The following is a 13,282-nucleotide window of genomic DNA, read 5'->3' as shown; positions in this document are numbered from 1 at the left end:
CTGACCACGCCCTTCCCGGCTGGCGGGCGGTTACGGCCTCCTTACCGGCGCTGACGGCCGGTAAGGTGGCCTTCACGGCGCTGGCCACTTCGGACCGAGCGGTGTGTTGGGCGCGGCTGGCGCGCGTGCTGGTGCCGCAGCGTTCTGAGAAGCAGCTTCGTTGCTTTTAGAATGCAAACTTATTCCGGGTTCCAGTAGTCCGAGTCTGCGTTCCAATAATTCGAGTCCACTGTGGTCACGGAGGCGACGTGTGTCTCGTGGAGCGCGTGACTGCTTCCCATGGAGATCAGCCCGCCGCAGAGAAACACCGCTCCCGCCAGGGATGCCACCCGCGTCCGACCGATCTCGGAAACTCTGCTCATAGGTAATGAAAAGGCTTTCGTTCTGGTTGATTCTGCAACCACCTGGGTGGCTTCCACAGGCGGTGCGGGGTAACGGTTCAGCTGTCCGGGTTGCGGACGGGGCAGAGCCTACTGAGGGTGTTGCACGTGGTAGACGCGGGGTCCACTAAAGCGGTGAGTCTCCCTGACGGTTGTGTCCTACGGACGACGTTCGGCGACACGGACGGGCGACCGCGAAATGACCAAAAGTGTCGACAAGTAGCTAGCTAGAGTGACGAGAGTATGACTTAAGTAGTGAAGTTAGAACCGGAGTATGTTTCAGGTTATTGCTGGTGGGGTAGCTCGACCTGGTGAGCGAAAGTGGCCGAGGGTGCCTGTGTCGTCTTCAGGGCCGCGAGGTCCTGCTGGACGTGACGTACCCGCTCGCGGTTGTTCAGATCGGTATAGACCAATTTGGCCTGGAGCCAGCCTTCCTCGGCGGCGGCCCGGTGGCCGATTTCGCACAAAGCGTGTCCAAGAATGTGGAGCGCGTTCGCCTCGATGACGGCATTGTGATCGCGCATGGCGAGACGTGCGGCTTGGCGGGCGTATCCGATGGTGGCCTGGTGGTCGCCTTGCGCGTAACTGATACCGGCCATGACGTAGCACGCGCGGGGTCCCGCCTCGACATCGGTGATTTTCTCGATGATGGCCAGTGCTTGCAGACCGTAGTGCCGCGCGTTGTCGTATTGTTTCCTATCAGCCGATATTGCCGCTATTTCTATGAGTGACTCGGCCTGGCCGTGGCTGTTCCCGATCTTCTCCCGTAGACGCAGGGCTTGGTGGTACAGGGCGAGTGCCTCGTCGCGACGCCCGCGCGCAAGTGTGGTCCCCGCGAGCCGGTGGAGGATCGCGGACTGCGCGCCGTAACTGTCGGCGGCGACGGCATGGTGCAGTGCTCGTCGGTAGAGTTCGGCGGCGGTGTCCAGGTTTCCTATTTGCTTCTCATATGTGCCGAGGTGGGACAGGGAGATGGCCATTCCCATGGTGCTCTGGGTCTTCTGTGCTATCGCGGAAGTAATGTGGAATTCGCGCAGCGCGGCGTCCCAGTCGCCGAGGGCGGCGCAGATCAGCCCGAGGTCGCTGCGGGTTGCCCCTTCTGATTCAAGGTCCTTTACGGCTTGAGTCGAAGTGGTGGAAATCGTGTACAGTGTACGTAGTTCGCTGTTCAGGCCGAGTCTGCGGTACAGCCCATAGAGGTTATGCGGAATTCGCCATGCGAAATCGTGGTAACCACGTTGTGCTGCCCAGGGAACAATGGCGGAAATGTTGGCTCTTTCTTGCAGTAGCCATGTTTTCGCTTCGGCTTCGGAGGTGAACTCCAGTGCTGGAGTGTGCGGCGCTGCTGGAAGCATGGGTACCGGAGGGCGGAACGGAAACAGACGCCGGTCGGCGCCGTAACTGGTGTGGAGGTAAAAGGACAGAAGGCGAAGCTCGGCTTCCTCTCGGGTGCTGACGTGCTCGGCGCTCTCGGCGAGTTCGCGGGCGAAGGCGCGGAGAAGGTCGTGCAAACGGTAACGGTCGCGTGTGCCCGTCGGGGTCAAGAAATGGGTGCTCACGAGTATGTCGAGGGCGCGCTGCACGCTCTTGGTCGAATCGCCCGCAAGTGCTACCGCGGCGTGCAGAGTCAATTCCGGAATGGGGGAGAGACCGGTCGCGCGAAACAGCGTCTGCGCTGGGGAAGGGAGGGCACGGTAGGTGACGAGCAGGGCGGCCCTTATGTTCGCGGGCGGATCGTCCCCGTCGTCGCCGATGTCGAGCAGGCGGCTCTGGTCCTGTAGCTCGTCGGCGAATTCGGTCAATGCGGCGCCACGGCGGCTTTCGACGTGCCGGGCGACCAGCTGGAGCGCGAGCGGGAGCCCGCCGCACAACGCGGTGAGCCGCCCGATCGACTCTTGTTCGGCGTCGGCGCGGGAACCGATGCGACTGGTCAGGACTTGAGCCGCGTGAACCTCGTTCAGGGACGTGACCGAGCAGTGCCGCGCGCCATGACGGCTGGCCAGCGCGGTCAGACCTTGGCGGCTCGTCACGACGACGAGACACGGCGAGAGCGTGAGCATCAGCGGCAGCACGTGCGCGGAGTTGGCGGCGTTGTCGAGCACGATCAGCGTGCGATTCCCGGCGAGGATTTCGCGGAGCTTCGCCTCCCGTCTCGCGCGGCTGGCGAGACTGGCGACGGGCACGTCGAGGGCGTCGAGGAGTTCGTCGATCACGTCGCCGGCCTCGGCCGGACGCCCGCCGTCGAAGCCGTGGAGATCGACATACAGCGCGGTGTCGACCAGCTTGCCGTACTGCCGACGCGCCCAGTGCACCGCGAGGGCCGTTTTGCCGATGCCTGCCAGGCCGTCCAGGACAACCAGGCCGGGGCGAAAGCGACCGTCCGCGGTACTGGCCAGCTCGTCAAGCGCTTTCTGCAGGTCGTGATGGCCGACGAAATCGGCGGCACCCGGCGGTAGCGTCGAGGGCCCTCGAGGTGCGAACGCCGGCAGCAGGCTGGGCGGCCGATCGAGTGTGGTCCGGTCGGCGGGCTGCCGGGGCAGGGGGACCGTGGCCAGCCGTTCGGCTGCCCCACGGGCTCCTGGCGCTGTCCGTGTGGCCGACCGTCGAGATCCGGGTTCGGACAACAGGGCGTTGTAGTACTTGCGCAGGTCCTCGGCCGCGGTCGGGTCCTCCTCGCCGAGGAGTAGCTTGCGCGCCTTCATGTGATAAGCGCCCATCTCGTCGGGGCGGTCGAGTTCGCGCAGCACATACAGCCGGCGTCGCGCCAATCCGAGGTCGGTTCGGTGTTCCCGTTGCAGCTCATCGAGCTTCTGCAAAGCTGTCTCGAACCGCTCCAGCGCGATCAGCTCGCCGAGCAGCAGGTGGTTCGCGGGTAACCAGATCTGATGTACTGCCCAGTAGCGCCAGGTCTCCGCCACTTGCGATGTGAGGTCTGCCAGTGGCCGGTCTCGCCAAAGATCGAACGCCGTGGCGAGTACGGCGCAGGCCGCTTCGTGGTCGTGTTCTTTGCGGTTTTCCTGGGCTTGCTCGACCAATGATTCGAAAGCGAAGTAGTCGATGGCTTCCCGTTCGACATTGATGTGGAGCGCGCCGTCGATGGTGTGGAGTGTCGCGGGAACGCCGGCTTCTCGCATCGCTTTGTTGATACGTCCCGCGTAGGTGCGGAACGTGGCAGCCGGGTCGTTCGGCTCCCGTTCGTCCGCTGACCAGACCCAGTCCACCAGCGTGTTCACCCCCACGCGCACCTTGGGTTGCACCAGCAGTGCCGCCAGGAGTTGCTGCAGTTTCAGCGAGCCCCAGTCCGTGCTCAAGCGACCGTGCATACGCATGGTAGTTTGCCCGAGAATTCCGAACGCGATTTCCATCTGCGCAGCGCTCCCCCCTCCTGGGATTGCTGAGTCGAACCTCCTCGCTTCATCGCGAGTCTGACATTTACCCACGGGGCGGCGCAGCGCTCTCACCTGTGCTGACATCTATTTGTCATCTAAGACACGCAGTTGTCGCGAGCTTGACCTCCGCATTGACACGGCATTGAACACAACACGCTCGATACTTCCGGTGTTCGACCGAACGCTGATCGAGGGGAGCGCGATGAGTGTTTCCAGCAGGCCGCGAGCCGTGCGGACACCGGATGACCGAGCCGGAGAACCACGCCGCGGCTGTATCCCGGCCATGCTCTTGCCTTCCCGGGCGCAGAGGGGAAAGGAGGTGCGAAGCCATGATCGAATTCATTGAGGTGGAACGCGAATTGACCTTCAGCAACCCGACACAGGAAAGCTAGGAGCGAGGAGGAGTTCCGATGCGTCCGATGATCAAACCCGAGCACCTCCCGGTGCGTTACGGCGAAGACCGGGTCCGGATCGGCGGTATCGTCCGCGGCATCGCAGCCGACATCGAGGATCCGGGCGGGTGGGTCTGGGCGCTGCTGGAAACCCTCGACGGTGTGCGGACCACGGACCAGGTCGTCACCGACCTGGTCCGCCTCCACCCCGAAAGGTCCCGCGCCGACGTCCTCGCCGCCATCGAGGACCTCACCCGCGCCGGCTATGTGGAGGACGCCGACCAGCCGGTACCGGAGGGCCTGAGTGCTGTCGAGCGGGAGCGCTACGGACGGAGCGCGGCGCTGTTCCGCTGGATGGACCGCACCCCGCGCCGGACCAGCTGGGACACGCAGCTGTTGCTGCGACAGGCGAGGGTGGCGGTGATCGGTGTCGGCGGTGTCGGCTGCACCGCCGCCCAGACGCTGGTCGTGTCCGGAGTCGGGCACGTGCACTGCGTCGAGCCGGACACGGTCGAGCTGTCCAACCTGAACCGGCAGATCCTGTTCACCGAGCACGATCTCGGCAGGCCCAAGGCCGACGCCGCGGTCGACCGGTTGCGCGGGTACAACTCCGATGTCCACGTCACCGGGGAACAGCTCACCGTCGACGGCCCCGCCGCCCTGCGGCGCCTGTCGATGGAATTCGACGTCCTGCTGCTGGCCGCGGACCAGCCCCAGGAGATCCGTTCGTGGGCCAATCAGGCCTGTGAAGCGACCGGGACGGCTTGGGTGCACGGTGGTTACCACGGGCCGCAGGTCAGCTGCGGGCTCTATCGGCCAGGCGCCGGGCCGTGCTACGACTGCGCCCGTGTGGCCGAACGGGAACGGCGCGCCGGACTTCCGCCACGGACCTTCTCGTCCATGCTCCGCCGCACCCCACGAGGACAGGCTGCCAACGCCGTGTCGGCCGGTGTCGCGGGCCAGCTGACCGCACATGCCGTTCTCGCCCTGATCACCGGTGCGCCGGCCCTCCGTACCAACTGTCAGTTCGGCTTCAACCTCGTCACCCTGCAAGACAGCTTCGCGCTCGGCCCGGAAGCGCCAAGGCCGGACTGCCCGACCTGCGCCGCGACGACCGGACAGCACTAGGGCGGAGGTTCGGTATCGGCGCGGGCCGCCAGTTCACGGGCTTTGTCGCAGAGCGCTTCCACACGCGGGTCGTCCAGCTCGCCGAGTAGCGCGCACGCTTCCGCCAGATACCGCGCCGCGCGGGTCAGGGCTCCGATCCGTTCGAGCGAAGCCGCCGCCGTTTCGAGCGTGAGTGCGAGGAAGGTCCCTGTTCCGGCGAGGTCCCGGTACATCGCGATGGCTTGGTTCGCGAAGCCGATCGCTGTCTCGTGGTCATCGAGCTTTTGGTGTGCCACGGCCACGTCGTGCAGCGCGTAGGCTTCTCCGACCCGGTCGGCGGTCCGGCGGCGCAGTTCGAGTTCGCGTTCGGCGTGCACCAGAGCTTGCTCGTACTGGCCGAGGAACACACTGATACGGCTGAGATTGCACTCGATGACCGCTTCGGGACGCCCGCCGCCCGCCGCACGTGCCAAGGGCAGAGCCCGGTGGTAAAGACTTCGCGCGTCGAGGTATCGCTGGTGCAGCAGCCGAACCTGGGCCAAACCGACCAGCGCCACTCGCTGGCGGACGACGTCGTCGAGCTCGCGCGCAAGGGTGAGCTGCTGGTCGAAGTCCGCTTCGGCTTCGTCCAACCGTCCCAGATCCGCGAAGGTGTCGCCCCGGAAACCGAGCAGAAACGCTTCCGCGACACGGTTTCCGGCGGCTCTGGCGGCACGGAGCCCGAGCGTCTCGGCCTCGAGCCGCACGGGCCACAGGGCCCGCTCGCGCATACTGAGGGATCTCGCGGACGCTGCCAGGCAGAGGGCCGCGTCGTGCGCTCGATACGCGTGTGCCGCGCGGAGCACTGCCATCAGGTTCACCTGCTCGGTGTTCAACCAGCCGAGCGCCTGACCTCGGTCGGCCAGCGGCAGTTCGTGGCCGACGGGTTCCAGCGGGATGTCGAGGACGTCCAGGCCGGGGAAGAGCAGTTTGTCGGCAGCCTGTGCTGTTCGGGCGTACCAGGTGAACAAGCGGTTCACGGCCTCGTGCCGGGCTTCCGCGGTTTCGTCCAGCCCCGCGCGATGTGCGGCGTAGGCGTGCAGCAGGTCGTGGAACCGGTAGCGCCTGGCACCGACCGCTTCGATCAGGTGCGCGTCGGCAAGGGACTCCAGCTGCCGGTAGGCGTCGGCGGGCTCGATTCCGGCGACCACCGCGGCGGCGAGGACGCCGAACTCGGTGCCGGGATGCAAGCCGACGCGGCGGAACAGGCGAGCCTGCTCGTCGCCAAGCTGGGTGTAGGACCAGTCGAAGACGGTCCGTACGGCGCTGCGCTCGTCTCCGCTGCTGCTCAACATGTCCAGCCGATTCTGCTCATCGGTGATGTCCGCGACGACGTCGGCGATACTGGTGTGGGGCCGGGCGGCGATCCGGGTGGCGGCGACCCGCAGCGCCAGTGGCAGCCGCGCGCACACCTCGATGAGGTCGGCCACGGCCTCGGGCTCGGCGTCGACGCGCTCCGGCCGGAGGATTCCGCGGAGCAGGGTCCTGGCTTCCTCGTGGGTGAACAGATCGAGCGTGACCTGGCTCGCGGCCTCGGCCACCATCAGCCCGGTCAAACTGGCCCTGCTGGTGACCAGCACAAGGCAGCCGGGGGAACCGGGCAGCAACGGCCGGACCTGGTCGGCGGTGCGGGCGTTGTCCAGCAGGACGAGGACCCGCCGATCGGCGAGCAGCGAGCGATACAGCCCGGCCTGCGCGTCCAGCTCGGCCGGGATGCGGTCCTCGTGGACGCCGAGGACGTGCAGGAACGAGGTGAGCACCAGATCCGGCGTCAGCGGGGAGCTGGGGCCGTAGCCGCGCAGGTTGGCGAACAGCGTGCCATCGGTGAAGTGATGTTCCACGCGGTGCGCCCACTGCACGGCCAGCGTGGTTTTCCCGACGCCTGCGGTGCCGTCCAATGCCGAGATCACCGTCGCGGTGGGGCGGGTTTCGCCCCTGGCGACAAGTGCGTCCAGCTCGGCCAGCTGGTCGTCGCGACCTGCGAAGTCACGTACCGCGGGAGGCAGCTGGCGCGGAACGGGCAGCGCGTCCTGCCGGGCGGGCTGGCCGACGACCACCTGCTGGATCGTGCCTGCCTGCACTACAGAACCTGTCACGTCGCCGGTCAGATCGTTGCGCGCTGTTCTCAGGTTCTGGGGGTGCTTCGCGTCGTCGACCATTGTGCCCCCGCAACACGCTGTCTGAACATTCAAGGTTGACCTTGACTCGGCCGACAAGCCAGTCAATGTGAAGTGGTCCACGCTCCTTTTCACCCGAATGCGGCGGCAAAAGCACCTGAACACGGGGGTGATGGGTACCGGCTCGTACCGGCCGAAACGATTCAGTTCCCTGGCGCTTCGCCTCGTCTCGGTGTCGCCGATCCGGATCGTGTCGTTCCGGCCTTCGGCTCAGACGCGCGCCGGGAGCATTGCGCCGAATGGCGGTATAACGCCGTCTTCGGGCGAAAACCCATGTCCCCGCCCGCCTGCGGCGATTCGCCGATCCCCGCCGAAAGTCGGTGCCACGCAACGGAAACACCGACCTACGATCCGTTTCCCCGCGGGCGGGTTCCTCCCCTTTCCCCACCGTCCGCGCGTTTCCTTCGCCGAAAACGAGGAGATGCATCGATGCGGAAACTGTTCGCTTTGCTCTGTTCCGCCGCGGTGGCCGTGACGGTGGTCGCCGCAGGCTCGTCCGCTTCCGCCGCACCGGCCGGGGTGGTGCCCGGGCTGACCGGGGACGCCGCGAAGGCCGCCGCCGGGCCGTCGGCGGACCGGTTCCTCCACCTGCGCCGCGAACAAGCGGCGCAGAAGAGCGGGACCCCGCGGATCGCGGCGCAGAAACACACCTTCTGGGGTCCCGAACCGCAGTTGTCCAGCGGCGCGGACGGTCTGGTCGTGACGCACAGTGTCACCCCGAGCCTGCGGATCTCGAACGACGCCGACGTCGTCTACGCGCCCACCGTGAAACCCACCGGGCACTCCTGCATCGAGGTCGTCACCGCCTACGGGCTCGGCCAGTCCGGGCAGGTCTGGGCGTGGGACTGGTGCAAGTCGGTGTCGCCGGCCAAGGTCGTGCCGATCGACAGCGCGTTCCTCGGCTCCTACACCACCACGGTGAACGGGCACCCGGCCTACACGGTGCAGGAGGTCCGGACCAATTCGTCCTCCAACAGCTGGACCGCCTCGCTCTACAACGTGAAGACCGGTTCGTGGGACACGTTGTTCACGCAGAGCGGTTCCGACCAGAGCACGCTCAACGAGGGCTGGGACATCTTCGAGCTCTATTCGACGGTCGACCCGGCGACGGGTCAGGCGTACTACTGCTCGGACGCGCGGGGCGCGGTGTTCGAGTCCAGTGCGCTGAAGCTGCGTGTCGGCGGGCAGTGGACGGCGGCGACGCCGTCGAACTCGCCGCTGCGGCCCACCGCGAATCCGCGTCCGGCCGACTACGACTGCTCGGCGCTGCGGTTCGAGGTGCCCACGCCCAACAGCAACTGGCGGGTCACGGTCGGAGGCTGAGGCTGCGGCCTGCCGGCAGGAGTTCGCGGCCGCGTTCGCGCCACCACTGGTCGAACGCGGCGCTGCACCCCTGCCGGCCGGCGTAGCTGCGGACGACGGCGTCCTGGATCTCGTCGATCCGGTCCGCCACCACGGTGCCCGGCCGGTAGCAGAGCCGCAGTTCCTGCCACAGCGGCGCGTCCTCGATCGCGCGCACCACGATGTTCGCCTGCCGGTCCCGCCGGGTCGCCAACGCGGGTGCGAGCGCCATGCCTTCACGCACCAGATCCAGCAGGGTGGCCAGGCACTGCGGGCGGTGCGGCTGATCGAGCGCCACGCCGTGCCGGCGGCACACCCCTTGCAGATAGGCCGACCAGCGCGTGGTCCACGGCGGATCGTCCGCCCACGGGTACTCGGCGATCTCGGCGAGGGGGATCGCGCCGGACCGGGTCAGCGGGTGATCCTGCGCCAGGATCACGAAGACCGGTTCCCGTGGATGCACCACGACGCTTTCGACGCCGTCCGGAACGATCCGGTCCGGTAACGGCGGGAGGTAGACCAGCGCCAGGTCGAGCGTGCCCGCGGCGACCCGCGCCAGCGTGGTGGTCTCGTCCTGGTCCTCGTGCACGCTCACCGTGTCGCACCACGGCCGGTCCCGCAGCCACCGGGACACCGCGAGGTGCAGGAAGCCGCAGTATCCGCCGACCCGCAGCGTTCCCGGCGTTTCCCGCCGCTCGCCGAGCCGATCGGTCAGCGCGGACATCCCGGCCAGCACCGCTCGCGCGTCGGCGACGACGTCCGCGCCGAGCGAGGTCGGCACGCAGCCGGTGGGTGAGCGTGCGAACAGGAGCCCGCCGACCGACCGTTCGACGCGCCGCAGGAGCCCGGACAACGCGGGCTGCGAAACGTGCAGCACCTTCGCCGCGCGGACGAGGCTGTGCGTGTCGGCGATGGCCACGAGTGCGCGCAGATGGCGTAGCTCCAGCTCCATGACTCCTCCGCAGGCCAGGCGGTGCGTCACCGGGCGGGCACACGAGTTCGTCCACTGTAATCCGGATGATCGCTTCGCATACCAATGAGAGCGGAAGTAGGCCGACCAGGACAGGCGACTGACCTACATGACTGCCTACTTTCGATTGGTTTGGTATCTACCGGCACAGTAGCGACGCGAGTCGGGTCTCGGCTTGAGCCTCCCGCGACAGGAGGCTTTACCGTCCGGGCCCATGAAGATCATCGTTCACGACACCGGTGCGGCCATGCTCGACCTGCTGGCGCGTCCGGTCGGGCAGCGCACGGACGCGCTGCGGGAGATCCTCGCCCCGCTGCGCAATCCCCACGTACCGTTGCACGAGCCCGAGGTGCACTACGGTTTCAGCGGTTTCCGGGTGGACCGGGACGATCCCCGCTACGAAGACGCACTGCGGCGCATGCGTGAGGCCGACGTCTGGGGCCGTATGCGCGAAACGGCCGCCGCGGCCTGGGAACGGCTCAACAGCGCCGTTCCCGGCGTACGGCACGCCGACCCGGTCAACGTGGTGCTGGTACTCGGCGACCCCGACGACGACTACCTCGTCGAACGCAGTGCCGGTTATCTGGGCATGGGCGGTATTCCCGGCAGCATCATGCAGACGATGTGGCCCACCGAGACCAGCCTGGCGAAGATCCCCTACGCCACCGCGCACGAGATCCACCACAACGTGCGCTACGCCAACGTGGTCTGGGATCCGGCGACCGTCACCGTCGGCGAACACGTCGTGGCCGAGGGGCTGGCCGAGGCCTTCGTCCGGGAGCTGGGTGGCGAGCAGGCCATGGGCCCGTGGTCGACGGCGCTCGACGACGCCGAGCTGGAGAGCGCTTACCGGAAGATCACCGATGCGATCGATCTGGCCGGGATGCAGTACCTGACTCCGTACGTCATCGGCGACACCATCGCCATCCGCGCGGGTCAGGAACCGGTGGGACTGCCGGACTTCGCCGGATACGCGGTTGGGCTCCGCATCGTGGACGCCCATCTCGCCGCCACCGGCCTCACCGCCGCCGAAAGCGTCGCGCTGCCGGTGGGGGAGATTCTCGCCAATGCTGGCGTGTCCTTTGTGGATTGATCGGCCGTGAAGGCCTCCTTGCCGGCGCTCAACGCCGGTAAGGAGGCCTTCACGGCAGCGCATTCGAGAATTTCACAGTGAATAGTGCGGACGTCGATGGTGTGCTGGGTCACTTGACCGCGAAAGTCGTTCGTTCATAGCCTTTTCCGGGTCATCCCATCCCCGAATCGAAATGGGAAAACCATGGCGCTCTCCCAGTACTCCCGGCCGATCGCCGTCGTGCTCACCGCGGGAATCGTGTCCCTCGGGATCACCCCTGTCGCCACGGCCGCGACCGGTCCGGAAAACACGCCCGCCGTTCTCGCGCCCGCGCAGCAGGAAACCGTCCGTGCCGCGCTGCAGGAAGTGGTCACCACGAAGAACGTCGACGCGCTGATCGCCGCGGGCGACGCGGACACCGCGCGGCAGCTCGCCCCGGTCAAGGCGGCGTTGGCCGAGGACGGCGGTATCGACATCATCGGCGGGCTGAAGGAACTGCTGAAGTTCGCCCAGCCGATCATCGTCCAGGCACTGCGGGTCGGCGGCCCGATCGCCGCGGAGGTGCTGGAGACGATCGGGAACCTCGTCGCGGCGATCCCCGGGGTCGGCATCGGCGGCACCATCACCCAGGCCGTGCTCAAGCCGATCGCGCTGCTGATCAAGACGGGCGCCCCGGCGCTGGCCGACCTCATCGAGGGCATCAAGATCGAAGGTGTCGGGAAAAACCAGGCACGCCAGGTCATCACCGAGCACCTGCGCCAGGTCGAGAACCTGCCCGAGGACTCGGCCAAGGTGTTCGGCGCGGTGCTGGCCGAGGTCTACGGCTCCTGACCCGCGGACGGCAGGATGCCCCACTGTCCGGATAGGACGGTGGGGCATCCGCATCGGGAAAGCGTCGCCGCTCGGTCAGTTCTTGGGGTTCTGCGGAATGGTTTCCGGCGCGTACGCGTATACGGTGTTTCCCTGGACGAGCACGTGCCAGGCCGTGGCGCAGACGCGGTCGGTCCTGCCCTCCTGCCCGCTCGGCCACCAGTCGGCGGTCAGCGTCGCCGGTTTGGCGTCCGGCTTACCCGGCGCGCAGGTGCTGAGCGAGGCCGGGTCGTCGAGGGTGAAGCGCAGCAGTCGTTCGGAGCCGGTGGTCCGGATGACCTCGGTGACCGACTTCGCGGTGTCCGGCACCCAGTCCGGCAGCTTGACGTTCGCGTCGGCCTTGCCCGCCGCGCCGGTCGCGTAGTCCGCCGATTTGACGTGCCCGTTCGACGCTTCGGTGACGGCCTCGGAAAGCGCGCAGCCCGCCAAGGTGGTCACGCTCAGCGCGGCCGCGCCACCGGCGATCATGACGGTGGCGACCCGGCGAAGCTTCGTGTTCCTCGTGCTCATGTTCCCAGTCAAGCGGCGGAACAGCGGGGCGGCATCGGTCGTCCGGCCCGGTTCCCTCGGCCGGATGGCTGACCCTGTCCGCGGCCGTACCGCCTTTCTGTCGAGGTGACAAAAGGGCTAGGCTCGCGGGATGTCCCGCAGCCGTGCGCACCTGAAGGTCACCGTCACCGCGGATCTGGTGATTCTGACGATCCGGGACGCCCGGTTGCAGGTGCTGCTGGTGGAGCGTGGTGTCGAGCCGTTCGCCGGACGGCTCGCGTTGCCGGGCGGGTTCCTGCGTGGGGCGGAGAGCCTGGACGAGACGGCGGCGAGGGAGCTGGCGGAAGAGACCGGGATGGACGCCTCCGCCCTGCATCTCGACCAGATCGGCGTCTACTCCGCGCCGGACCGCGATCCGCGGGAACCACGGGTGATCACGTGCGCGTACCTGGCCATCGCCCCCGATCTGCCCCGGCCGACGGCGGGGTCGGACGCCCGGCTGGCCGGGTGGGTACCGGTCACCGAGGCGCGGCGGACCCGGCTGGCCTTCGACCACGACCGGATCCTGCGGGACGCGATCGATCTCGCCAAGGCGAAACTCCAGTTCACCACGGTGGCGACCGCGTTCTGCGGCCCGGAGTTCACCATCAGCGACCTGCGCGCGGTCTACGAGACGGTGTGGGGCGTCGAGCTGGACAAGCCCAACTTCCACCGCAAGGTCACCGACGCCGACGGGTTCGTCGTCGCGCTCGGCACGAAACGGTCGACGCCCAACGGCAGGCCGGCGGCCCTCTACCGCGCGGGAACGGCGTCGACGCTGATGCCGCCGATGATGCTGCCCCGCGACGATTCCTGATACCCCGCCGCGTGGACGGTCCGGCCGAGTTCCTGCTCCGCGCACCCGGCCGCGATGCCGCCCAGCACGGCTCCGGCGGCGAACGCGAGCGCCATCGTCCGGACCGCTCGCCCGATCGTGCACTGGATTCTCATCGCTCCCCCTCGTTTATGTCACAGCGACAATTGGCGATGGCGCAACGGTAACCCGACGCCACGCTT

The 13,282-nt window shown here is 67.4% G+C and carries 10 protein-coding genes; 5 read left to right on the top strand and 5 right to left on the bottom strand.

Annotated elements, in window-relative coordinates; translation table 11 throughout:
• Nucleotides 1–664: 664 nt before the first annotated feature.
• A complete protein-coding gene (locus tag ACFW0G_RS37655) occupies nt 665–3,745 on the bottom strand; it encodes a tetratricopeptide repeat protein (protein ID WP_378330284.1) in 3,081 nt (1,026 codons plus the stop codon).
• Nucleotides 3,746–4,179: 434 nt separating this feature from the next.
• Between ACFW0G_RS37655 and ACFW0G_RS37650 the strand changes: the two genes are divergently transcribed.
• The gene (locus ACFW0G_RS37650) at nt 4,180–5,289 is read left to right on the top strand and encodes a HesA/MoeB/ThiF family protein (RefSeq protein WP_378330283.1); all 1,110 of its coding nucleotides are present in this window, start codon (nt 4,180–4,182) and stop codon (nt 5,287–5,289) included.
• Here the strand turns inward: ACFW0G_RS37650 and ACFW0G_RS37645 are convergent.
• The gene (locus ACFW0G_RS37645; protein WP_378330282.1) at nt 5,286–7,403 is read right to left on the bottom strand and encodes an ATP-binding protein; all 2,118 of its coding nucleotides are present in this window, start codon (nt 7,401–7,403) and stop codon (nt 5,286–5,288) included. The genes ACFW0G_RS37650 and ACFW0G_RS37645 overlap by 4 nt on opposite strands.
• Before the next feature lie 510 nt (nt 7,404–7,913).
• On the opposite strand from ACFW0G_RS37645, the gene ACFW0G_RS37640 reads away from it, so the two are divergent.
• On the top strand, nt 7,914–8,807 hold the full coding sequence (locus ACFW0G_RS37640; RefSeq protein ID WP_378330281.1) for a carbohydrate-binding protein: 894 nt from the start codon (nt 7,914–7,916) through the stop codon (nt 8,805–8,807).
• Here the strand turns inward: ACFW0G_RS37640 and ACFW0G_RS37635 are convergent.
• Entirely contained in the window at nt 8,791–9,777 is a 987-nt protein-coding gene (locus ACFW0G_RS37635; protein WP_378330280.1) for a LysR family transcriptional regulator, read from the bottom strand. The two genes, ACFW0G_RS37640 and ACFW0G_RS37635, sit on opposite strands and share 17 nt — an antisense overlap.
• A gap of 232 nt (nt 9,778–10,009) precedes the next feature.
• Here ACFW0G_RS37635 and ACFW0G_RS37630 point away from each other — a divergent pair, with 232 nt between their 5' ends.
• Entirely contained in the window at nt 10,010–10,888 is an 879-nt protein-coding gene (locus ACFW0G_RS37630) for a DUF2268 domain-containing protein (protein WP_378330279.1), read from the top strand.
• A gap of 183 nt (nt 10,889–11,071) precedes the next feature.
• Nucleotides 11,072–11,698, top strand: coding sequence for a hypothetical protein (locus ACFW0G_RS37625; RefSeq protein WP_378330278.1), 627 nt, complete (start codon nt 11,072–11,074; stop codon nt 11,696–11,698).
• 75 nt (nt 11,699–11,773) lie between these two features.
• On the opposite strand, the gene ACFW0G_RS37620 is transcribed toward ACFW0G_RS37625, so the two are convergent.
• Nucleotides 11,774–12,247, bottom strand: a complete 474-nt coding sequence (locus ACFW0G_RS37620) for a hypothetical protein (protein ID WP_378330277.1) — start codon at nt 12,245–12,247, stop codon at nt 11,774–11,776.
• Nucleotides 12,248–12,377: 130 nt separating this feature from the next.
• On the opposite strand from ACFW0G_RS37620, the gene ACFW0G_RS37615 reads away from it, so the two are divergent.
• Nucleotides 12,378–13,082 carry an NUDIX domain-containing protein gene (locus ACFW0G_RS37615; RefSeq protein WP_378330276.1) on the top strand — a complete coding sequence of 235 codons (705 nt, stop codon included), beginning with the start codon at nt 12,378–12,380 and terminating at the stop codon, nt 13,080–13,082.
• Here the strand turns inward: ACFW0G_RS37615 and ACFW0G_RS37610 are convergent.
• Entirely contained in the window at nt 13,019–13,216 is a 198-nt protein-coding gene (locus ACFW0G_RS37610; RefSeq protein ID WP_378330275.1) for a hypothetical protein, read from the bottom strand. The genes ACFW0G_RS37615 and ACFW0G_RS37610 overlap by 64 nt on opposite strands.
• Between the last annotated feature and the right edge of the window lie 66 nt (nt 13,217–13,282).

The sequence above is a fragment of the Amycolatopsis sp. NPDC058986 genome, from assembly GCF_042741125.1.
GTDB lineage: Bacteria > Actinomycetota > Actinomycetes > Mycobacteriales > Pseudonocardiaceae > Amycolatopsis.
Note: the sequence above shows the minus strand (reverse complement) of the source record. Positions and strands in the feature narration are given on the sequence as shown.

Bases quoted from the DNA above. Each gene is read 5' to 3' on its own strand.
- ACFW0G_RS37625 (WP_378330278.1), top strand. From the start codon at position 11,072: ATGGCGCTCTCCCAGTACTCCCGGCCGATCGCCGTCGTGCTCACCGCG.
- ACFW0G_RS37620 (WP_378330277.1), bottom strand. From the start codon at position 12,247: ATGAGCACGAGGAACACGAAGCTTCGCCGGGTCGCCACCGTCATGATC.
- ACFW0G_RS37655 (WP_378330284.1), bottom strand. From the start codon at position 3,745: ATGGAAATCGCGTTCGGAATTCTCGGGCAAACTACCATGCGTATGCAC.
- ACFW0G_RS37635 (WP_378330280.1), bottom strand. From the start codon at position 9,777: ATGGAGCTGGAGCTACGCCATCTGCGCGCACTCGTGGCCATCGCCGAC.
- ACFW0G_RS37630 (WP_378330279.1), top strand. From the start codon at position 10,010: ATGAAGATCATCGTTCACGACACCGGTGCGGCCATGCTCGACCTGCTG.
- ACFW0G_RS37610 (WP_378330275.1), bottom strand. From the start codon at position 13,216: ATGAGAATCCAGTGCACGATCGGGCGAGCGGTCCGGACGATGGCGCTC.
- ACFW0G_RS37650 (WP_378330283.1), top strand. From the start codon at position 4,180: ATGCGTCCGATGATCAAACCCGAGCACCTCCCGGTGCGTTACGGCGAA.
- ACFW0G_RS37640 (WP_378330281.1), top strand. From the start codon at position 7,914: ATGCGGAAACTGTTCGCTTTGCTCTGTTCCGCCGCGGTGGCCGTGACG.
- ACFW0G_RS37615 (WP_378330276.1), top strand. From the start codon at position 12,378: ATGTCCCGCAGCCGTGCGCACCTGAAGGTCACCGTCACCGCGGATCTG.